This window comes from Mesorhizobium sp. WSM4845, from assembly GCF_055811455.1.
This window is the reverse complement of the sequence record NZ_JBVVQA010000029.1, coordinates 71305-91387: the sequence shown is the minus strand read 5'-3', so window position 1 is coordinate 91387 and position 20083 is coordinate 71305. Positions and strand designations below refer to the sequence as shown.

The following is a 20083-nucleotide window of genomic DNA, read 5'->3' as shown; positions in this document are numbered from 1 at the left end:
CTCGCTACAGCGCTGTTGAGGGCGCTCGCGAGCGGCTTCGCTATCGCCGACCTACACCACGCGGTGGGACACGACCCTCCGCTACATTACTCGCGAGTAACAAGCCGGCGCTTCGCCAATACCTCATGAATAGATCAATGGCTCCTCAGGACGACGCCTATTGCCGATCGCTTGGCGCGCGAGTCGGAACGGATGCCTATGTGCAATGTCGCACGAGCATATCCGCCAATCGGCCGGTAAACGAGCCGCCGCCGCGTCCCAAGCCGGTCACGTGCACGTCGAATGTAGTGCTAGGTGCGGTAAGAACTACATGCCTGTGAGTCCGCGCTTCGATGGAGAGCAGTTGAATGTCCCGACACTACCTTTTTCCCAATGAAGGGGAGCCTCTGCGCATGTCGCTCCGGCTAGTCGAAGGCCTAATATTCGGCAAGGACACTCTGCCCCAATATGCCGGCACCAGGCAGCGGGTTCTATCTGCAACTTTAGAATTCGACGAGGCTAAAAAGCCAACACGCATTCTGAGAACCGAACCTTCAGTTTGGGTGTTCGACCAAGATGGTGGCATCCGGCAAGGCTTGCATGAAGCGTTAGCTCTCGCGATGGATATCTTACCAACTCCCGCGCGGGACGGTACGGTTGTTGAACTGCGGCCCCGCACAAAAAAGCAGAAATTGGAGAAAGAGTTTCGCTGGGAGCCGGGCAAGGCTTAGATCGATCGCGTAATTTCCGACATCTGGCCGAAACGCAAGGCGGATCGACTGAAAGCCGCAGAGGGTGTCGCGAAACGAAAGCCACCTCTGACCTACGATGCGAGCCGAGCATTAGATGAAGCCTCGGAGGGATTCTGGAAGATCGAACACGCCATAGAGCGCCTGAAGGAACCGAGCTTAAAGGGATCTGCGTTCGGGGCCAGGCAACGCTCGGAAGCGAATCCCGAGGAGGGATCCCTATACGTCGGCGCCGCAGGATTTCCAAGCGGCGTTCGGCCATTTCTGCGATGGCGCGGAATATAATATCCCTTCGAAGCCGAACTTTGGGCAGCGCAGCTGGCGGCGTCGGTTCTCCAGTTGGCTTCCGCAGGGACGCATCAGCATGAGCGCCGGCGTCAAGATAAAGGCGCTGGCTGCATTCGTGCAGCAGTGCCTTGATCCGCTGCCCGATGCCGTCCTCATCGACACGCACCACAATCAGCTCATGCGTCAGGCGCGCCGCCTACTTTGGCGCAAGGCTGATGCTGTCACCAGCCTGGCAAGAGCGGAAACGGCTTACTGGCAAGAGAAAAGCATTCACGCGATGTACGTCCTAGAGGACGAGGATCGATCTAGCGCCTATTCTGACAAACGGATGATCAGCGTCGACAGGAGCCGGCAGGCTGTGGCCGATCAAATCCGAGTTCCAGCGCCCGATCTCCTGGCCGTCCAATGGAAACGAGAAGCCGCAAAGGACCGATACCTGCCGATCAGTGCGGATGAAGTCGCCAAGCTCATCGCGGCGGACGAGGCGTTTCTTGCAGCGCATCCGATTACGAAGCAACCCCGTAGAAAACGCGGGTGACCATCACTGAACCCCGGCAAAAACTGCCTAAGCCCGCCGCTGCCTCACGGTGGCGGGCTTTTCATTTAGCGGGATAGCGGCCAAATCTTAGGCTTTTGAACCTTTTGAGTGTTTCCCGTAGGGCCGTTGCAAAAATTCGCCACCTGCACCGCTATCAGAACGGCCCGTTGCTATAGCGTGGTAATCGCGGCCATTACCCCCTTTTCGGGATGTAATTTCGCGCATGCTCCCGAGGGGGAGTTAGTTCAAAAAGCTTTATAAGAGCCAATGGCTTAGGCCAATTTGGTTAACAGGTTTCCGGTTAATAGGTCGCTTGGCCGCAGCGCATCGAGGACCACTTCGTAGACACTCCCTGTCTTCCTCGATCTCGACTTCGCTGATACCTACAGCTGCTTACTGCCGGTCCGGGCGATAGACGAGGAAAGCGAAACGGACGGCAGCGCGTAGACTGGGACGCGACCTCTATGCAGAAGACCCGCCGCTACATTTGCGAAGCGACGGGCCTCCGCCCCATTCCCCCATACCTGACCATGCAACTCCCGTGCCAGACTTATTGACCCATCGCGGGACACCTTATGGCTTCTGCGCAGGCCTGGATGTTGCAACAAGGATATGCCAGTCGGACCAGGCTCGGCTGTGGGAATTCCCACACCGGGGAAAACATTGGAAAAATCCGCTCCCAGTTTTGCTTTCCATGGGCAACCCATCACTCCCGTTTCCCTGCCGTGCACGCCGCAGCCTGAATTTCATTCGAGCAGTCGGCCAGACTTTGCCTCGCCCCAAATGTCGAAGCTGGCCAGCGTCGTCTGACCGCCTCATGGAAACTGTCAGGGTGTCTAAAATAGATGGTGAGTAGGTGGCTGCTGGACAGAAATCCGCAGTCGCGAGCTGCCCCGCAAGGTCTGGTCGACCAGGGGCTCGCTGTCCGTCGCTTTGGCCAAGGTTTTGGTGATGTCACATCGCGCGCGAAAGGATCTGGACTTTCCGCAAGTCTGCCCGAAAGTCAGGGCCTGGAGCAAAAATATTATTTTCGGGGCTGAAAATGCGTCTGGGGGTGCCCCTGCGGTGCCCCGGAATGATTTTCGCGGATGCGGCGAAAACCGGCCATCAACTAAGTAATTGATTTTCCGAAAAGAAAACTGGTGCCGCTTAGGTGACTCGAACACCTGACCCCATCATTACGAATGATGTGCTCTACCAACTGAGCTAAAGCGGCCCGGGAAGCCAAGGCCTCCAAGATGCGCTGGGTGATAGACGCAACCCGCCACAAATTCAAGATGGGACTTGGCAATTCGTGCCGGCTCATCCCGGGCCTATAAGCGACCGCCGCACCGATCGGCCATGCGGTTGTGCGAAGCCTCAACGCCAGGTTGTGCGACGTCGCGTTGGCGCTGCATCGGGAAACCGGCGAAAAATGTTGATTCCTTTACCGAAAACCGTCGAAATCGGCATTGGACGCATCGCCAAGGCAGAATGCGGCCGCTGGCCCGTTGATTGATCGGTCGCCTGCGGCTAACGATCATGACAATGTGACCATACGTGCAGGGGGTCCCCGTTGGACGCGATCGAAAAAGCGATCCGGAATGCCTTCGAGAAAGGCAATGCCGAAGACCGCGCGTTTCGCGAGCGGGTCTACCGATCGGCCTTCGCCGCGCTTGATCGCGCCCTGCAGGCCAACCCGAACGTGACGGTGGAAGTCGCCATCAAGCGCCGCAAGGCGGTGCAGGCCAAGATAACCGAAATCGAATCCGAATTCCTGCCGGCGGTTCCCGCTGTCGGCCGGCCGACCGATGACGACGCTGCAGCACCGGCTGTGGAGCAGCCGGCTGGCAGCGAAGCCGATGCCGATGCCGAACCCGAGGCCGATGCCGAACCGGATGCCGGCGCCGACGCTGAACCGGCGCCGCCGCCTGAGGTCATTGTTGACGGTCCGGCGGAGTCTCCTGCATCGGTCGCGCCTCCTGTTTCGGACGCGCCCCCTGCTTCCGATGCGCCACGCTCGCGCGTTTTGCCGATCGTTCCCGACATCATGCCCGAAGCGGCTTTTCCCGATGCGCCGGAGATCGACTTGTCGTCCCCCCAATCGGCAGGAGACGGCGACGCAGAGGTGATGCCCGACCGCGACGACAGGCGGGTGAGAGGTCCCCACCTGCCTCTCACCGCGATTTTCCTCGGCGTGACGCTGCTCGCAGCCGCCGGCATCGGCCTCTATTTCGCTGCCCAGACCGGCGTCTTCAAGTCGGCGGCCGAACTCGACACCGCCCCGCCGCAAACGCCACCGACGGTGGAAGACGATGATTTCACGCCGCCAGGCGACACCGCCCCGCCGCTGAACTCCGGCGAGGCGAATGAGGCGCGCGACTGGATCAATGTGTTTTCACCGAGCGACCCGACGCTTGTCAGCGCGCCTTCGGACGCCAAGGCCGAAGTCATGCAGGACGACAGCGGTTCTTTCCTGCGCATCCGGTCGGGCGCCTCCGGTTCGGCGATCAGCTTCGACGTCGAGCAAGGGGTCTTGGACAAACTCGCCGGCAAGCACGCCACGTTCGACATCGTCGCCCGCTCCGAGGAGGGCCAGGAGACGCAGATCTCCGTCGACTGCAATTTCGGCGAACTCGGCGACTGCGGCCGCAAGCGCTACGCGGTCGGCCACGAGCGCAACGAATACCTCTTCGATGTGCGGTTTCCCGACAAGCGTCCGGGCGCTGCCGGCACCATCGCCATCAATTCCGACTTCGACAAGCAGGGCAAGTCGGTCGACATCTACGAGATCCGCGTCGCGATTGTTCCTTGAGCCTCAACGCATCGGCCCGAAAATCGGAATCGATTTTCGGAAAGCACGATGCGGACATTATAACTGTTAGAGCGTACTTTGTGCGTCCAATTGGACGCACGTCGCTCTAACTATCGAGCAGCGCCTGCAGCGTCTCGATGCGGTCGGCTTCGGCCGCCGGCTTGTCCCAGCGCAGCCGTGAAATGCGCGGAAAGCGCATGGCGACACCGGATTTGTGCCGTGTCGAGCGGTTAAGCCCTTCGAACGCCACCTCCAGCACTAGGCCTTGTCTTCGGTCGGCCCGCACCGAGCGGACCGGGCCGAAGCGCTCGATCGTGTTGTCGCGGACATATTTGTCGATCTGCCTCAGTTCCTCGTCGGTGAAGCCGAAATAGGCTTTCCCCACCGGCACCAGTTCCTCCGATCCTTCCGGGCCGGACCAGACGCCGAACGTGTAATCGGAATAGAAACTCGAACGCTTGCCATGGCCGCGCTGGGCATACATCAGCACGGCGTCGATTGTGTGCGGATCGCGCTTCCATTTGAACCATGGGCCTTTCGGCCGGCCGGTGAGATAGGGCGAATCCCAGCGCTTCAGCATCACGCCTTCGATCACCGGATGCAGCGGCTTGCGGCGCAATTCCTCCAGCGCCTGCCAGTCGTTGAATTCGACCAGCGGCGAGAGATCGAAGCGGCTCGGATCGAGCGTCTGCACGAAGCCTTCGAGGTGGCCGCGCCGCTCGCGGAAAGCGCGGGTGCGCAAGTCCTCGTCGCCGATCTGAAGCACGTCGTAGCAGCGCATGAAGGCCGGGTATTGCCGCTGGATCTTCGGTGTCACGCTCTTGCGGTTCAGCCGTTGCTGCAGGTCCGAGAACGTGCCGGTCGCCTGCCGGGGATCGCCGACCAGAAGCTCGCCGTCGAGGGTGGCGGAGAAATCCATCGCCTCTGCGAGGTCAGGAAAAGCCCCGGAAACATCGTCGCCAGTGCGCGAATAGAGCCGGCGAATGCCGCCTTCCGATACCGCCTGGACGCGGATACCGTCCCACTTCCACTCGGCGGCATAGTCGGCCGGGTCGAGCTTTTCGAGGTCGCCGTCACCGATCGGGTTGGACAGCATCACCGGCCGGAACAGCGCCAGCGCTGTCTTTTTGGGTTTTTCCGCGTTGCCTTCCAACCACGCGAACAGCTCGGCATAGGGCGGTGTCAGCCCATGCCAGAGTTCTTCGATCTCGGCGACGTCGACCTTGCCGAGATCGGCCAGCGCCTGCTTGGCCAGCCGCGCCGAAACGCCGATGCGCAGGCCGCCGGTGACCAGCTTGATGATGGCGAAGCGCGCCGAGATGCTGGCGCTGTCGAGCAGCCGGGCCAGCACCTTCGGCCCATCGGAACGGCTCGCCGCCTGCAATTTCGCGACGACCTCGGCGAGCGTCGGCTCATGGTTGGCGATATCCGCCGGCGATTGCGGCCAGACCAGCGACACCGTCTCCGCCAGGTCGCCGACATAGTCGTAGGAATAGCCGAACAGCACCGGGTCCATGCGCTCCATGACCAGCGCGCGCAGCATCGCCGGCTTGACCGCCGCGATGGTCAGGTCGCCGGTGATGGCAGCCAGCGCCAGACCGCGATCCGGATTCTCGACCCTGCGGAAATAATCGCTCAACAGCTTCAGCTTGCCGTTGCGCGACGGCGTCAGCACGAGGCGGTCGAGGAGTTCGGCGAAGCGGTTCATAATGCGGGCCGCGCCAATGGGCCAGCCTTGCGCTCTGTCGCGCCGCCGTGAAGCGCTACATCGGCCGTGACCACCATCAATCGCCCTCATCCTCATAGCCGACGAGATGCAGCGGCCTGGCAGCGATGCCTTCGAGTTCGCACCAGCGCACCAGGGCCTCCTCGCGGCCATGCGTCACCCAGATTTCCTCCGCGCCGGTTTCCCTTATCGTGGCGGTCAGTTCGTCCCAGTCGGCATGGTCGGAAACGATCAGCGGCAGCTCGACGCCGCCCTGCGTGGCGCGCTGGCGGATGCGCATCCAGCCGGAGGCAAAGCACGAGATCGGATCGGGAAAGCGCCGCGCCCAGCGGTCGGCGAACGCCGATGGCGGGCCGACGACGATGGCGCCGGTGAAATCCTCCTTGCCACTGCTTTCGACGGTCGCCGGCTCCAGCGTCCCGAGCTCGATGCCCTGGCTCTGATAGTAGTCGCTGAGCTTGGCCAGCGCGCCGTGGATATAGATCGGCCTGTCGTAGCCGGCGTCGCGCAGCAAGCGCATGACGCGCTGCGCCTTGCCGAGCGCATAGGCGCCGACCAGATGCGCGCGTTCGGGAAACTGCGCCGTCGATTTCAGCAGGCGGGCGATCTCTTCGGTATCGGGCGGATGACGGAACACCGGCAGGCCGAAAGTCGCCTCGGTGATGAACACGTCGCACTTGACCGGTTCGAACGGCTCGCAAGTCGCGTCCCTCTGGCGCTTGTAGTCGCCCGAAGCAACGATGCATGAGCCCTGATGCACGACCTCGATCTGCGCCGAGCCCAGCACATGGCCGGCCGGATGGAAGGTTACGGTGACGCCGTTCAGCGCAATCGCCTCGCCAAGTGCTGCCGCTTGCGTCGTCCCGGCAAAACCCTCGCCGTAGCGCAGCCGCATGATGTCCAGCGTCTGTTGTGTAGCCAGCACCGAGCGGTGGCCGGAACGGGCATGGTCGGAATGGCCGTGTGTGATCAGCGCCCGGCTGATCGGCCGCACCGGATCGATGAAGAAATCGCCGGGCGGGCAATAAAGGCCCTCGGGCCGAGGGTGAAGCAGGTCGCTGGCGCGCATGGCTCCAAGATAGTTGCTAATTCCGGCGCGGGAAGCCTGTTGCAAGTGACTGCTGACTCGGCATACAGGCAACTGCCGGCGGGATCTCCATCACGAAATCGCATCAGGCCTTGTCCGGCGGCCCTTTTCGTTCGCCTGCGCCACACGTGGCGGCGGCTGCGAAAAAGTCCGATTCGCATGCCCGAAAGGGCAGGACACCGACAAGGAGGACGTTGCATGCGCTGGAACTTGGTGGTCTTGGCATCTTGCCTGGCAATAGCCGGTTGCGTCGGCACCTCGATCGCCGAGCGACAGGACGCGAATGTCCAGTCCTCGCTGCAATATGACAGCGTGCCTTGCGATCAATTGGTGGCGCAACGAAACCGGCTGGCGCAGCAATACCGCCTTCCGCAGGATGCCAAGCCGTCCTTCTCCGATCCCGGGGTGGGCCTCGGCCCGTTCACGCCGGATGCCCGTTCCAAGGCCCAGCGCGACGTCGAACAGGCAAGTGGCCGGATCGACGCCATGAACCGGTCGATCGCCCGCCGCGAATGTGGCAAGCCGGGTTAATACCCCGCGTTGCGATCGACGACGTTCTCGAGCTTCTCGCCGCGCTCGAAGGCGGCCATCTGGCGCAGCATGATCGGCACCAGATGCACGGGATCGGAGGTCGCCGCCGCATGCGGCGTCACGAACACTTTCGGGTGGCTCCACAGCCGGCTGGTCTTCGGCAGCGGCTCGACCTCGAACACGTCGAGGCTCGCCTCCTTCAGCGTGCCGTCCTCCAGCGCACGCAGAATGTCGGCGTCCTTCTGCAACTTGCCGCGCCCGGCATTGATCAGCACCGAGCCGCCTAGGCCGTTGCGTTTCCTCAACTCCTTCAGCACGCCATAGTTGATGATGCCATGCGTCTGCGCAGTGAGTGGCAAAAGCACGACCAAAATGTCGGTGGCGTTGAGGAAGGGGATCAATCCGGCCTCACCCGCATAGGTTGCAACGCCGTCCATCGGCCGCTCGCTGCGCGACCAGCCATTGACCGCAAAGCCGAGCGACAAAAGCACCGACGCTGCCGCGCGGCCAAGCGTGCCGAGCCCCATGATGCCGACGGAGATGTCGCCGGCCGGCCGCTGCGGCGGCTCGTGCCAGATCTTCTTTTGCTGCTGCGACCGGTAGAGCATGCCCTGGCGATGGTGATCGAGCACCCGCCAGACGACATATTCAGTCATGTAGTGGGTCAAATTGTCGGCCACGACCTTGACGATCGGCACGTCGGGCAAGGTGGGATCGGCGAAGATGTGGTCGACGCCGGCGCCGATCGAAAAGACCGCGCGCAGGTTGGGCAGGGACGACAGAAGGTTCGGCCGCTGCTTCCAAACCACCGCATAGGTGATCGAAGGATCGCTGGTGCCTTCCGGCTCGAGCACCACCTCGCGTTCGGCCGCCAAGAGTTCGCGCCAACGGCCTGGATGGATACCGGTGAGGGCAAGCAGGACACGGCCTTTTTCCATGGCGAGTTCTTTTTCCTTTATGCGGTACAGCCTACTCGCTGACGATGCCGACCGGTGCCGTTTCGATCCTGAATGCGGCCGAGATCAGCGCCTTGGTATAGTCGGTCTGCGGCCGTTCGAAAATCTGTTCGGACGGGCCGGCCTCGACGATCCTGCCATTGCGCATGACGATGACGTCGTTGGCAAGCGCACGGATGACCTTCAGATCGTGGCTGATGAACAGATAGGCGAGGTCGTGCTTCGCCTGCAGGCTGCGCAGAAGGTCGACCACCTGCGCCTGCACGCTCATGTCGAGCGCCGAGGTCGGCTCGTCCAGCATGACGAAGCGCGGGTTGAGCACCATGGCGCGGGCGATGGCGATGCGTTGGCGCTGGCCGCCGGAAAACTCGTGCGGATAGCGATTGCGCGTGGCGGGATCGAGCCCGACTTCACCGAGCACATCGACAATGCGATTGTCGCGATCATCGGGCGACAGTTTCGGCTCGTGGATCTTCAGCCCTTCCTCGATGATCTCGGAGACCGACATGCGCGGACTCAACGACCCGAACGGATCCTGGAAGACGATCTGCAACTCGCGCCGCAGCGGCCGCATGGCGTTGAATGACAGCTCGTTGATATCGCGCCCATCGAACTGAATGGTCCCGGTCGACGAGATCATCCTGGCCAGCGCCAGGCCGAGCGTCGTCTTGCCCGAGCCGGATTCGCCGACGACGCCGAGCGTCTGGCCGGCGCGCACGGTGACGTCGATGCCGTCGACCGCCTTCACATTGTCGACGGTGCGCCGGAAAAAGCCTTTGTTGATCGGAAACCAGACTTTTATGTCCTGGCCGGTCATCACTGGCCTGGCAGCATCGTTGGCGGCGGGCGGCTTGCCCTTGGGTTCGGCGGCAAGCAAATGCCGCGTATAGCTGTGCTGCGGGTTGGCGAAGATTTCTTTCGTCGGCCCGGTTTCGACGATCTTGCCCTTGGTCATCACGCAGACCCGGTCGGCGATCTTTCTGACGATGCCGAGATCGTGGGTGATGAACAGCATCGACATGCCTTTGCGGCTCTTCAACTCCGCGAGCAGCTCGAGGATCTGCGCCTGCACGGTGACGTCGAGTGCGGTCGTCGGCTCGTCGGCGATCAGCAGTTCCGGCTCGTTGGCCAGCGCCATGGCGATCATGACACGCTGGCGCTGACCGCCGGAAAGCTGGTGCGGATAAGCGTCGAGCCGCTTCTCCGGCTCGCGGATGCCGACCTCGTTGAGCAGCTCCAGAGTGCGCGCCTTGGCTTGGCGGTCACCCAGGCCCTGGTGCAGCGTCAGCACTTCGACGATCTGCTGCTCGATCGTGTGCAGCGGGTTGAGCGAGGTCATCGGCTCCTGGAAGATCATGGTGATCTTGTTGCCGCGCACGCGGCGCAATGCCTTCTCGTCGGCAGCGAGCAGATCGGCGCCCTGGAACAGGATCTTTCCCGACGGATGGCTGGCGGCCGGATAGGGCAGCAGCTTCAGCACCGACAGCGCCGAGACCGACTTGCCGGAGCCGGATTCGCCGACCAGCGCCACCGTTTCGCCCTTGGCGATGTCGAAGGAGATGTGGTCGACGGCCATCGACTGGCGGCCTTCCTGCGCGAAGGCAACGCTGAGATCGCGCACCGAGAGGAGAGGGGCTTCGCTCATCTGAACGTCTTGCGCGGATCGAAGGCGTCGCGGGTCGCTTCGCCGACGAAGACCAGCAGCGACAGCATCAGCGAGATGACGACAAAGCCGGAGATGCCCAGCCATGGCGCGTTGAGGTTGCGCTGCGCCTGCTTGAGAAGCTCGCCCAGCGAGGCCGAGCCGGGCGGCAGGCCGAAGCCAAGGTAGTCGAGCGAGGTCAGCGTCGAGATCGAGCCGCTGAGCAGGAAGGGCAGGAAGGTCAGCGTCGCCACCATGGCGTTGGGCAACAGATGCCGGAACATGATAGTACCGTTGGGTACGCCCAGCGCGCGCGCGGCGTTGACATATTCGAAGTTGCGGGCGCGCAGGAACTCGGCCCGCACCACGCCGACCAGCGCCACCCAGGAGAACAGCAGCATCAGCCCGAGCAGGATGAAGAAGCCGGGCGGCAGGATGGCGGCGACGATGAGGAGCAGATAAAGCACCGGGATCGCCGACCAGATTTCTATGAAGCGCTGGAACAGAAGGTCGGTCCAGCCGCCGAAATAACCCTGCAATGCGCCGGCCGTCACGCCGATCACCGCCGAGCCGGCGGTGAGGATCAGGCCGAACAGCACCGAGACCCTGAATCCGTAGATGACGCGCGCCAGCACGTCGCGCGCCTGGTCGTCGGTGCCCAGCCAGTTCCAGTTGCCGACGACGCAATTGGGGTCGGCGGCACCTTGCGGATACTGGTTGCAACGTGTCTTGGCGTCATAGAGCCAAGACGGCTTGGTTGGCGCCGCCTCGGGAATGGCGTTGTTGACGGTCCGGTAGGAGTAGCGGACCGGCGGCCAGATCATCCAGCCGTGGGCATTGATCTCGTCCTGGATGACCGGGTCGCGATAATCGGTGACCGCATAAAAGCCGCCGAACTTCTCCTCGGGATAAGCGACCACGACCGGAAACAGGATTTCGCCCTTGTAGGAGACGAGGACCGGCTTGTCGTTGGCGATCCATTCAGAAAACAGCGACAGCACGAAAAGCACGAGGAAGATCCACAACGACCAGTAGCCGCGCCGGTTGGCCCTGAAATTCTGCAGCCGCCGCTGGTTGAGCGGCGACAGCCAGGGCCGTGCGATCCGGCCCGGCGCCGTTTCGGCTGCGGCCCCGGCCATCAGACGTCCCTCCGCTCGAAGTCGATGCGTGGGTCGACCCAGGTATAGATCAGGTCGGACAGCAGCCCGACGATCAGGCCAAGCAGCGAGAAGATGTAGAGATTGGCGAACACCACCGGATAGTCGCGCTCGACCACCGACCTGAAACCGAGCAGGCCGAGGCCGTCGAGCGAAAAGATGTTCTCGATCAGCAGCGAGCCGGTGAAGAAGGCCGAGATGAAGGCGCCGGGAAAGCCTGCGACGACGATCAGCATGGCGTTGCGGAAGACGTGGCCGTAGAGAACCTGCCGTTCCGACAGGCCCTTGGCGCGGGCGGTCACCACATACTGCTTGCGGATTTCCTCGAGGAACGAATTCTTGGTCAAAAGCGTCGTGGTGGCGAAGGCCGACAGCACCAGCGCCGTCAGCGGCAAGGTCATGTGCCAGAGATAGTCGACGATCCGCGCCGGCCAGGACAGCTGGTCCCAATTGTCGGAGGTGATGCCGCGCAGCGGAAACCAGTCGTAGAACGATCCGCCGGCAAACAGCACCATCAGCAGGATGCCGAACAGGAAGCCCGGAATGGCGTAGCCGACAATGACGATGCCGCTGGTCCATACGTCGAATGCCGTGCCGTCCTTGACGGCCTTGCGGATGCCGAGCGGGATCGAGATCAGGTAGGACAGCAGAGTGATCCACAGCCCGATCGAGATCGACACCGGCATCTTCTCCAGGATCAGATCGATCACCGAGATGTCGCGGAAATAGCTGTCGCCGAAATCGAACCGGAAATAGTTCCACAGCATCATGCCGAAGCGCTCGAGCGGCGGCTTGTCAAAGCCGAACTGCTTTTCCAGCTTGGCGATGAACTCGGGGTCGAGCCCTTGCGCGCCGCGATATCTCGAACCGGCGTCGCCGGCCACGTCGAAATTGCTGGCGCCGGCGTCACCACCGCCGCCGCCAAGGCGATCGCTGCCGCCCTGGTTGGTAAGCCGTGCGATGACCTGCTCCACCGGCCCGCCCGGCGCGAACTGGATGACGGCGAAAGACACTGCCATGATGCCGAACAGGGTCGGGATCATCAGCAGGATGCGACGCAGTATATAGGCGCCCATCAGAAATTGTCCTCCTCGAGGAGGAGCACTGTGTCTGGACGGTCCCCAAAGGCAATCGCGTCAGACCAATTGTCGACGGCAGCGCCGCCCCTCATTGTCCTGCCGGACATTTCTCCCCGTATAGTGACGGGGAGAAAGGGGCTGGCCGCAATCTCGGCGCTCTTATTGCCAGCTTTGTGATTGGCGAAACCCTCGATGAGAGCGCGCCTCTCCCCGTCGCTATACGGGGAGAGGATGCCGGCAGGCAGGTGAGGGGCGGCGCCGACGCCTGCAGGAAATTCACCCTTTGCCAATCTTTGCCGCCTTGTCCTTGTCGAACCACCACAGCGTCTCGACCGGAAAGCCGAAATCGGGCTTCTGCTCGGGAAAGCCGAACATGTCCCAATAGGCGACTCGGTGATTCGCGAGATAATATGTTGGAATCCAGTCTAGCCGCGCGCGCAAGACCCGGTCGAGTGCTTTGAGCGCCGTGACCAGTTCGTTCCGGCTCTGCGCCTTGCCGGCTGCCTCGATCAGCGCATCGATGGCCTTGCTTTCGGTGCCGGGATAGTTGCGCGTTCCCGGTGTTTTCGCCATCCGGGAGTGATAGAGGTTTTCCAGGCCATCGACAGTCGGCGTCGCCCCGATCGACGATCTGAACAGGTTGAAATCGAAATCGAAATTGCTCTGCCGCGCTTCGTATTGCGTCGAGTCGACCTGCCGGATCGAAGCGTCGATGCCGATCGCCTTCATATTCTCGGACCACGGCGAGAACAGCCGAACGATGCCATCGTCCTCGGCCAGCATTTCCACCCGCAGTCGCTCGCCTTTTTCATTGACGACGAAATTGCCGGCTCGCTTCCAGCCGGCCTCGGCAAGCAGTCTCGAAGCCGCGCGCAGCAGTTTGCGGTCGTGCCCCGAACCGTCGGAGACAGGCTGCATCACTGCTTCGCCGAAGGTTTCCGGCGGCAACTCGGCTCGAAACGGCTCCAGCAGGGCCAATTCCTCGGGCGAGGGCAGGCCCTCGGCCTTGTAATCCGACGGTTCGAAGTTCGATTGCGAGCGCTCGTAAGAGCCGTAAAACAGCACCCGCTTGCTCCATTCGAAATCGAAGCAATTGGCGATAGCCCGTCTGACGCGCACATCGCGAAATTGCGGACGACGCTGGTTCAGCGCGACCGCCTGCATGTCCGGCGCTTTCTCGCCGGGAAATTCACGTTTGACGACCCTGCCGACCTGTAGCGCCGGAAAGTCGTAGCCGGTCGCCCATACCCGCGAGGTAAATTCTTCGCGAAAATGCGTGTCACCCTTTTTCAGGGCTTCAAACGCTGCCTGGCGATCGAGATAAAAGTCGATACGGATGCGGTCGAAATTGTAGAGGCCGCGGTTCACCGCCAGATCCCTGCCCCAATAGTCGGCGACGCGCTCATATTCGACGGTCTGTCCGGCCGCCACGCGCCCTATTTTGTAGGGTCCGGAGCCGAGCGGCGGTGTCATCGTCGAGGCATCGAATTCGTTGGCCGTATAAAACACTTTGGACACGATCGGCATTGCGACGATCGCAAGGATATTTTGCGCCGACTGCTTGCCGTCGAAGGTGAGGTTCACGGTAACCGGATCGACCGCGGCTGCGTCCGTCATATGCCGTAATGTCTGGGAAAGGTTCGGATGACCCTTGTCCTTGTAAAGCTTCAATGCGAAGGCGACGTCCTCGGCGGTCAGTGGCGTGCCGTCATGGAAGCGCGCTTGCGGTCGCAGATTGAAGCGGAAGCCATTGCGGTCTTCAGACAGCATAACGGACTCGGCAAGCAGCCCATAGAACGCATCCGGCTCATCGAGCGCGCTTGCCATCAACGAATCGAAACAGTGTTCGGTGCGCGGCGGCGAATCCCCACTCAACACCAGGGAATTCAGCGTGTTGAACGTCAGGAAGCTCTGGTTGAAGGTGGCGTTAGGCGGTGCGAAATTTATCTGGCCGCCCTTGGGCGTGTCCGGATTGACGTAGTCGAAATGCGTGAAACCTTGGGGATATTTGAGGTCGCCGAAGGCCGACAGACCATGCAGCTTGACCCCCGTCGGGATGGCGGCGAAGGCGCGGCCGGGCAACAGCGCTGCCGTCGTGGCCGCGACGCCCAAGGCCAGAAAGTCGCGGCGGGCCAGCGAGACGCGGCGGGGGAGCGCCGCCATCAATTGCCACTCTTGTATTTTGCCGCCAGCGCCTTTTCCTTGTCCGCATCGATCCACCAGGAATTCTGGTCGACGCCACTATAGGCCGGTTGCTTTTCCGGGATGCCGAACTTGTTCCAGTAGGCCATCCAGACCACCGACCGATGGTGTTGCGGCACGACATAGTAATTCCACAGCAGCACCCGGTCGAGCGCATGGGTGGCAGCAACCAGATCGTCACGGTCTTTCGCAAAGATGACGCGGTCGACCAGCGCATCGACGACCGGATTCTTGATGCCGGCGTAGTTGCGCGATCCAGGTGTGTCTGCGGACTTGGAACTCCAGAAGTCACGCTGCTCGTTGCCAGGCGAATCCGACTGCCCCAACTGCGATATGGTGACGTCGAAATCGAAATTGTTGACGCGATTGATGTATTGGGTCTGGTCGATCAGCCGCAGCGTGGCGTCGACGCCGATCTTGCGCAGATTGGCGATATAGGGACTGGAAAGGACCTGGTCGGTATCGTTCCAGCCGAGGATTTCGAACTTGAACGGCTCGCCTGTCTTGGCATTGACCATCTTGCCGGCCTTGATCACCCAGCCCGCCTTGGCGAAGAGATCGACCGCAGTCTTGAGATACTTGCGTTCCGCCTGCGGCGAATCGTAGACCGGCAGCTTGAATTCCTGGGTGAAGACTTCGGGCGGCAGCTTGTCGCGATATGGCTCGAGGATTTCCAGCTCCTTGCCTTGTGGTAGGCCGCTCGATGCCAGTTCGGTGCCTTGGAAGTAACTGCTGGTACGGGTGTTGGAACCGAAGAACAAGGTACGATTCATGGCCTCGAAGTCGAGCGGGTAAGTCAGCGCGGCGCGCACCAGACGATCCCCAAACAGCGGACGCCTCGTGTTGAGCATGAAGGCCTGCATCGGTTCGGGTGAGGCGGTCTTGAATTCCTGCTTGATAACGTCGCCGGCCTGGACCGCCGGGAAATTATAGGCGGTGTTCCAGCGCCTCGAACTGTTTTCTGGCCTGATGTCATGCAGTCCGCCCTTGGTGAAGGCTTGCCAGGCGGCATTGTCGTCGAGAAAGTAGCTGAAACGCTGCCTGTCGAAATTCTCGCGGCCGATCTTCACCGGCAGTTTGGCAGCCCAGTAGTCCGGAACCCTCTGCCAGATGATTTCAGAGCCCGGCTTGAAGCTGGCGATCTTGTACGCGGCCGACCCCAGCGGCGGCTCCTGCGTCGGCCTGGTGATGTCGCGCTTCTTGCCGGTGGCGTCGGTACCTTCCCACCAGTGCTTTGGCAGCACGACGAGATCGCCGAGAATCTTGGGCAGTTCCCGGTTGCCCTTCTGGTCGAAATGGAATTCCACCTCGCGGTCGGAAACCGCGACCGCATCGGTGACATTCTCGAAATAGCGGCTGTACATCGGGCTGTTGGCCTTCAGCACCTGAAACGACCAGATTACATCGTCGGTGGTGATCGGCTTGCCGTCATGCCACTTGGCCCGCGGGTCGAGGCGGTATGTTGCCGACGAATAGTCGTCGGGATGTTTGTAGGCGTCGGCGATCAGCGGATGGCTGACGCTGCCTTCGTCGGTTGCCTGCTCCATCAGCGTGTCGTAGAGCAATCCGCCGCCGAACGGGGCGAATCCAGCCGCGGCGGAACCCTGGACGATATAGGGATTGAAGCTGTCGAACGTGCCGAGCACCACCGAATTCAGCGAGCCGCCCTTCGGCGCGTTCGGATTGACGTAATCATAGTGCTGGAAGTTGTCGCCATATTTGGAGTCGCCGATCAGCGACGAGGTGGTGCGCCATTCGTCCGCCGAGGCTGCCTGCAGGCCGCCGGCGAAAGCCGCCACAACCAGCATCGATCTGAGAAACGTTCGGCCAACCGTCATGCCTTCTCCTCTGTGCGGTAGCTGTTAGCGGACAATTTAGTTCATTTGACGCTCATGAAAACCGCGACAGGCAGGCTTTGTCGCCGCACATGCGCTTTTCCCATTGAAAAAGCCGGGCTGAACCCGGCTTTTTCAAGGAATGTTTCGATTACAATTGCGTTATTGCGCCGGAGCTGGTGCGGGAGCAGCAGGGGCCGGAGCAGCGGGGGCTGGAGCAGCAGGGGCGGCCGGTGCTTCGCCCTCTGCCGGCTTGGCCGGCGCCGCGCCTTCGGCGGGCGCGGCTGCATTCTCGGCCGAAGCGCCGGGTGTCGGCAGCGGCTTCGGATTGTCCGACAGCGTGCGCAGATAGGCGATGACGTTGGCACGGTCCTCGTCCTTCGGCAGGCCGGCGAAGCCCATCGCCGTGCCCTTCACCAGCTTCTTCGGCGAAAGCAGAAAGTTATTGAGGTGGTCGTACGTCCATTTTTCCGCGCCGCCCTTGGAAAACTCTTTCATGCCGGCCGAATAGGCAAAGCCCGCATGCTCGGCGATGGGACGGTCGACGATATCCCAGAGATCAGGGCCGACCTTGTTCGGTCCGCCTTTTTCGCCGGTGTGGCAGGCCTGGCACTTCTTGAACACGGACGCACCCGCCTCGGCATTGGCGTTGGCCAGGAGGTCGGCGATCGGCTTGGCTTCGGCGGGGGCTGCCGGGCCGCCCTCGGCAGGCTCCTCGGTCGCCTCGATGGCATAGCCGGGTTTTTCCGGTGCTGGGGAGGCGAACAGCGCGTCGGATATGATGCCGACCGAGAAGACGACGAACACGGTTCCGAGCAGGCCGCCGATCAGCTTGTTGATTTCGAAAGAGTCCATACGCCCCAGGCTCCCTTTTCCGGCGGACCGATCCGTCCACTCCGTCCGTCGGTAATCGTGAACCACCCCGCGAGGCGGTCAAATCGGGCGGAAACTAGGTCTTTTGCTCTGGCGTTGCAACACCTATAAGGGCGCTTCCAGTGAGACCTTTTGCCACTTTTCCCTTCCTCTTTTTCGGATGCTTCATCACCCGATGTCCACGCTCATCCTCATCCCGGCCCGCATGGCCTCGACCCGCCTGCCGGGCAAGCCGCTGGCCGACATCGCCGGCGTACCGATGATCGTCCATGTCGCCCGCCGCGCTGCCGAGGCCGGGCTCGGCCGGGTGGTGGTCGCCACCGATACTGACAGCGTGGCGGAAGCGGTGCGGACGCACGGTTTCGAGGCGGTGATGACGCGCGTCGGCCACGAATCCGGTTCCGACCGCATCTTCGAGGCGCTGGCCACGCTGGATCCCGGTCGCACGGTCGAAACGATCGTCAACGTGCAGGGCGACCTGCCGACCATCGATCCCGACATCATCAAGGCTGCACTGAAGCCTTTCGAGGATGCGACGGTCGACATTGCCACGCTCGGCATCGAGATCGTCCGCGATGAGGAAAAGACCAATCCGAACGTCGTCAAGATTGTCGGCTCGCCGCTGTCCGAGACACGGCTGCGGGCGCTCTACTTCACCCGCGCCACGGCACCCTGGGGCGAGGGGCCGCTCTATCACCACATCGGCCTCTACGCCTATCGCCGCTCGGCGCTCGAGCGCTTCGTCGCGCTGCAGCCGTCGCCGCTGGAACGGCGCGAGAAGCTCGAGCAGTTGCGGGCGCTGGAGGCCGGCATGCGCATCGATGCCGAGATCGTGCAGTCGGCGCCGTTCGGCGTCGACACGCCGGACGATCTCGAACGCGCCAGAACCGTCCTTTCAACCTGAGACGTTTGGACAGCTGAGACATTGGCATGCCTGAAAAAACCAACAGAATAGCCTTCCAGGGCGAGCCGGGCGCCAATTCCGACACCGCCTGCCGCAACATGTTCCCTGATATGGAGCCGTTGCCGTGCCCGACCTTCGAGGATGCTTTCAACGCGGTCGAGACCGGCAAGGCCGACCTCGCCATGATCCCGATCGAAAACACGATTGCCGGGCGCGTCGCCGACATCCATCATCTCCTGCCGGAATCGAAGCTGCACATCGTCGGCGAATATTTCCTGCCGATCCATTTCCAGCTGATGGTTCTGCCGGGCGTCAGGCGCGACGAGATCAAGACCGTGCACAGCCACATCCATGCGCTCGGCCAGTGCCGCAAATATATCCGCAAGAACGGCTGGAAGCCGGTGGTCGCCGGCGACACGGCGGGCGCCGCCAAGCTGGTTGCCGAGCTGAAGGACCGCACCATGGCCGCGCTGGCGCCGGCGCTGGCTTCGACGCTCTACGGGCTCGACATCATCGAGCAGAATGTCGAGGATACCGACAGCAACGTCACCCGCTTCGTCGTGCTGACCAGGAACAGGCAGTGGGCCGAACGTCCCTCGGTCGAGGCCAGGATGATGACGACGTTCATCTTCCGCGTCCGCAACGTGCCGGCCGCGCTCTACAAGGCGATGGGCGGCTTCGCCACCAACGGCATCAACATGACCAAGCTGGAGAGCTACCAGCTCGGCGCATTCACGGCGACCCTGTTCTATGCCGACATCGAGGGTCATCCCGACGATCCGCTGGTAAAACTGGCGCTCGACGAGCTTGCCTTCTTCTCGCGCGAAATGCGGATTCTGGGCGTCTACCCGGCCAGCCAGTCGCGCGAGCAATGGAAGGTGGCGGACTAGCGCAGCGCCTTGCCAGGTGACGAGCATCGGGCGACATTCCTGCGATGTGGCTTTTGAAACTGACGCTCGCGGTCGCTGGATTGTATGCGATGATTGTTGCCGTCGTGTATGTGCTCCAGTCCTGGCTGATTTTTCCGGCCGGCCTTGCGGGGTTCGGACCCGATCTGCCGGCTGGGGCCCGCCATGTCGAACTGGCGACGGGGGATGGCGAGCGCGTCGTTCTGGTCCGCCTGCCGGCAAGGCAGGCGCCGGCCGAGCCACGCCCGCTGCTGCTGGGGTTCGCCGGCAACGCCTGGAACGCCGACGCACTTGCCCTGATGCTGCACCAGCTGTTTCCCGAACATGAGGTCGCTGCGCTGCACTACCGCGGCTATGCGCCGAGCAGCGGCAGCCCGTCGGCCGCCGCCCTGTTCGAGGACGCCCGACGCGCCCATGACCAGCTGGCCAGCGATGCCAAAGCCGGCATCGTCGCCATCGGCCTTAGCATCGGCGCTGCGGTTGCGGCCGATCTGGCGACGGCCCGGCCGTTGCGCGGTATCGTCACGGTGACCCCCTTCGATTCGCTCAGAGAACTCGCCGCTCACCACTATCCCTGGCTGCCGGTGCGTCTCTTGCTGCGGCACCGCATGGAGACGGCAGAAACGCTGGGCAACCTCGATGTGCCCACAGCCGTCATCACCGCCGAGAATGACACCATCGTACCTGCGGCGCGTTCGGCACCTCTGCGCGAGGCTGCCCGTGACCTGCGCAGCCACATCGCCATAGCGGCTGGCCACAACGACCTCTATGGCCATCCCGACTTCGCCGGAGCGCTACGCGCCTCCGTTGCGGCGGTCACGCGCGATTGACGAGC

16 protein-coding genes and 1 tRNA gene are annotated in these 20083 nt (G+C 62.4%); 7 read left to right on the top strand and 10 right to left on the bottom strand.

All coding sequences use genetic code 11. The features are described 5' to 3' along the window. Positions 1-347 precede the first annotated feature (347 nt). Positions 348-710 (top strand): hypothetical protein, encoded by a 363-nt coding sequence (locus tag AC0L2C_RS26745; protein ID WP_128247994.1) that lies wholly within the window; start codon positions 348-350, stop codon positions 708-710. Between the two features lie 382 nt (positions 711-1092). Then, positions 1093-1554: a hypothetical protein gene (locus AC0L2C_RS26740; RefSeq protein ID WP_473524832.1), complete on the top strand. Its 462-nt coding sequence runs from the start codon at positions 1093-1095 to the stop codon at positions 1552-1554. A 1140-nt stretch (positions 1555-2694) separates the two neighbouring features. Here AC0L2C_RS26740 and AC0L2C_RS26735 read toward each other — a convergent pair. Continuing rightward, positions 2695-2770: transfer RNA gene (locus AC0L2C_RS26735), tRNA-Thr, on the bottom strand. 339 nt (positions 2771-3109) lie between these two features. On the opposite strand from AC0L2C_RS26735, the gene AC0L2C_RS26730 reads away from it, so the two are divergent. Continuing rightward, a complete protein-coding gene (locus AC0L2C_RS26730) occupies positions 3110-4348 on the top strand; it encodes a hypothetical protein (protein ID WP_473524831.1) in 1239 nt (412 codons plus the stop codon). Positions 4349-4454: 106 nt separating this feature from the next. Here the strand turns inward: AC0L2C_RS26730 and AC0L2C_RS26725 are convergent, their stop codons facing one another. Both AC0L2C_RS26725 and AC0L2C_RS26720 read right to left on the bottom strand, forming a co-directional pair. Next, complete coding sequence (locus tag AC0L2C_RS26725; RefSeq protein ID WP_473524830.1) at positions 4455-6056, bottom strand: cisplatin damage response ATP-dependent DNA ligase; 1602 nt, start codon at positions 6054-6056, stop codon at positions 4455-4457. Between the two features lie 76 nt (positions 6057-6132). Continuing rightward, a complete protein-coding gene (locus AC0L2C_RS26720) occupies positions 6133-7143 on the bottom strand; it encodes a ligase-associated DNA damage response exonuclease (protein WP_473524829.1) in 1011 nt (336 codons plus the stop codon). Positions 7144-7359: 216 nt separating this feature from the next. Here AC0L2C_RS26720 and AC0L2C_RS26715 point away from each other — a divergent pair, with 216 nt between their 5' ends. Further along, positions 7360-7692 carry a hypothetical protein gene (locus tag AC0L2C_RS26715; protein ID WP_023802068.1) on the top strand — a complete coding sequence of 111 codons (333 nt, stop codon included), beginning with the start codon at positions 7360-7362 and terminating at the stop codon, positions 7690-7692. Here the strand turns inward: AC0L2C_RS26715 and AC0L2C_RS26710 are convergent. The 7 genes from AC0L2C_RS26710 to AC0L2C_RS26680 all read right to left on the bottom strand — a co-directional run bounded on the left by AC0L2C_RS26710 (position 7689) and on the right by AC0L2C_RS26680 (position 17418). Continuing rightward, entirely contained in the window at positions 7689-8630 is a 942-nt protein-coding gene (locus tag AC0L2C_RS26710; protein WP_473524828.1) for a 2-hydroxyacid dehydrogenase, read from the bottom strand. The genes AC0L2C_RS26715 and AC0L2C_RS26710 overlap by 4 nt on opposite strands. A gap of 31 nt (positions 8631-8661) precedes the next feature. After that, positions 8662-10293 carry an ABC transporter ATP-binding protein gene (locus AC0L2C_RS26705; protein WP_473524827.1) on the bottom strand — a complete coding sequence of 544 codons (1632 nt, stop codon included), beginning with the start codon at positions 10291-10293 and terminating at the stop codon, positions 8662-8664. Beyond that, positions 10290-11429, bottom strand: a complete 1140-nt coding sequence (locus AC0L2C_RS26700; RefSeq protein WP_473524826.1) for an ABC transporter permease — start codon at positions 11427-11429, stop codon at positions 10290-10292. The genes AC0L2C_RS26705 and AC0L2C_RS26700 overlap by 4 nt, the downstream gene beginning before the upstream one ends. Next, positions 11429-12523, bottom strand: a complete 1095-nt coding sequence (locus AC0L2C_RS26695) for a microcin C ABC transporter permease YejB (protein ID WP_473524825.1) — start codon at positions 12521-12523, stop codon at positions 11429-11431. The genes AC0L2C_RS26700 and AC0L2C_RS26695 overlap by 1 nt, the downstream gene beginning before the upstream one ends. Positions 12524-12802: 279 nt before the next feature. Further along, a complete protein-coding gene (locus tag AC0L2C_RS26690) occupies positions 12803-14689 on the bottom strand; it encodes an extracellular solute-binding protein (RefSeq protein WP_473524824.1) in 1887 nt (628 codons plus the stop codon). Further along, positions 14689-16566 carry an extracellular solute-binding protein gene (locus AC0L2C_RS26685; protein WP_473524823.1) on the bottom strand — a complete coding sequence of 626 codons (1878 nt, stop codon included), beginning with the start codon at positions 16564-16566 and terminating at the stop codon, positions 14689-14691. The genes AC0L2C_RS26690 and AC0L2C_RS26685 overlap by 1 nt, the downstream gene beginning before the upstream one ends. A gap of 159 nt (positions 16567-16725) precedes the next feature. After that, the gene (locus AC0L2C_RS26680) at positions 16726-17418 is read right to left on the bottom strand and encodes a c-type cytochrome (RefSeq protein WP_473524822.1); all 693 of its coding nucleotides are present in this window, start codon (positions 17416-17418) and stop codon (positions 16726-16728) included. Positions 17419-17611: 193 nt separating this feature from the next. On the opposite strand from AC0L2C_RS26680, the gene AC0L2C_RS26675 reads away from it, so the two are divergent. From AC0L2C_RS26675 to AC0L2C_RS26665, 3 genes are all read left to right on the top strand, one after another. Next, a complete protein-coding gene (locus tag AC0L2C_RS26675) occupies positions 17612-18340 on the top strand; it encodes a 3-deoxy-manno-octulosonate cytidylyltransferase (protein WP_473524821.1) in 729 nt (242 codons plus the stop codon). Positions 18341-18366: 26 nt separating this feature from the next. Continuing rightward, positions 18367-19230 (top strand): prephenate dehydratase, encoded by an 864-nt coding sequence (locus AC0L2C_RS26670; protein WP_473490553.1) that lies wholly within the window; start codon positions 18367-18369, stop codon positions 19228-19230. Between the two features lie 89 nt (positions 19231-19319). Further along, a complete protein-coding gene (locus tag AC0L2C_RS26665; RefSeq protein WP_473524820.1) occupies positions 19320-20078 on the top strand; it encodes an alpha/beta hydrolase in 759 nt (252 codons plus the stop codon). Positions 20079-20083 lie beyond the last annotated feature (5 nt).

What these genes read in the sequence shown, in the direction of transcription:
- AC0L2C_RS26695 (WP_473524825.1), bottom strand. Translation starts at nt 12,523, where the DNA reads ATGGGCGCCTATATACTGCGTCGCATCCTGCTGATGATCCCGACCCTG.
- AC0L2C_RS26670 (WP_473490553.1), top strand. Translation starts at nt 18,367, where the DNA reads ATGCCTGAAAAAACCAACAGAATAGCCTTCCAGGGCGAGCCGGGCGCC.
- AC0L2C_RS26690 (WP_473524824.1), bottom strand. Translation starts at nt 14,689, where the DNA reads ATGGCGGCGCTCCCCCGCCGCGTCTCGCTGGCCCGCCGCGACTTTCTG.
- AC0L2C_RS26725 (WP_473524830.1), bottom strand. Translation starts at nt 6,056, where the DNA reads ATGAACCGCTTCGCCGAACTCCTCGACCGCCTCGTGCTGACGCCGTCG.
- AC0L2C_RS26705 (WP_473524827.1), bottom strand. Translation starts at nt 10,293, where the DNA reads ATGAGCGAAGCCCCTCTCCTCTCGGTGCGCGATCTCAGCGTTGCCTTC.
- AC0L2C_RS26720 (WP_473524829.1), bottom strand. Translation starts at nt 7,143, where the DNA reads ATGCGCGCCAGCGACCTGCTTCACCCTCGGCCCGAGGGCCTTTATTGC.
- AC0L2C_RS26740 (WP_473524832.1), top strand. Translation starts at nt 1,093, where the DNA reads ATGAGCGCCGGCGTCAAGATAAAGGCGCTGGCTGCATTCGTGCAGCAG.
- AC0L2C_RS26675 (WP_473524821.1), top strand. Translation starts at nt 17,612, where the DNA reads ATGTCCACGCTCATCCTCATCCCGGCCCGCATGGCCTCGACCCGCCTG.
- AC0L2C_RS26715 (WP_023802068.1), top strand. Translation starts at nt 7,360, where the DNA reads ATGCGCTGGAACTTGGTGGTCTTGGCATCTTGCCTGGCAATAGCCGGT.
- AC0L2C_RS26700 (WP_473524826.1), bottom strand. Translation starts at nt 11,429, where the DNA reads ATGGCCGGGGCCGCAGCCGAAACGGCGCCGGGCCGGATCGCACGGCCC.
- AC0L2C_RS26665 (WP_473524820.1), top strand. Translation starts at nt 19,320, where the DNA reads ATGATTGTTGCCGTCGTGTATGTGCTCCAGTCCTGGCTGATTTTTCCG.
- AC0L2C_RS26745 (WP_128247994.1), top strand. Translation starts at nt 348, where the DNA reads ATGTCCCGACACTACCTTTTTCCCAATGAAGGGGAGCCTCTGCGCATG.
- AC0L2C_RS26680 (WP_473524822.1), bottom strand. Translation starts at nt 17,418, where the DNA reads ATGGACTCTTTCGAAATCAACAAGCTGATCGGCGGCCTGCTCGGAACC.
- AC0L2C_RS26710 (WP_473524828.1), bottom strand. Translation starts at nt 8,630, where the DNA reads ATGGAAAAAGGCCGTGTCCTGCTTGCCCTCACCGGTATCCATCCAGGC.
- AC0L2C_RS26685 (WP_473524823.1), bottom strand. Translation starts at nt 16,566, where the DNA reads ATGACGGTTGGCCGAACGTTTCTCAGATCGATGCTGGTTGTGGCGGCT.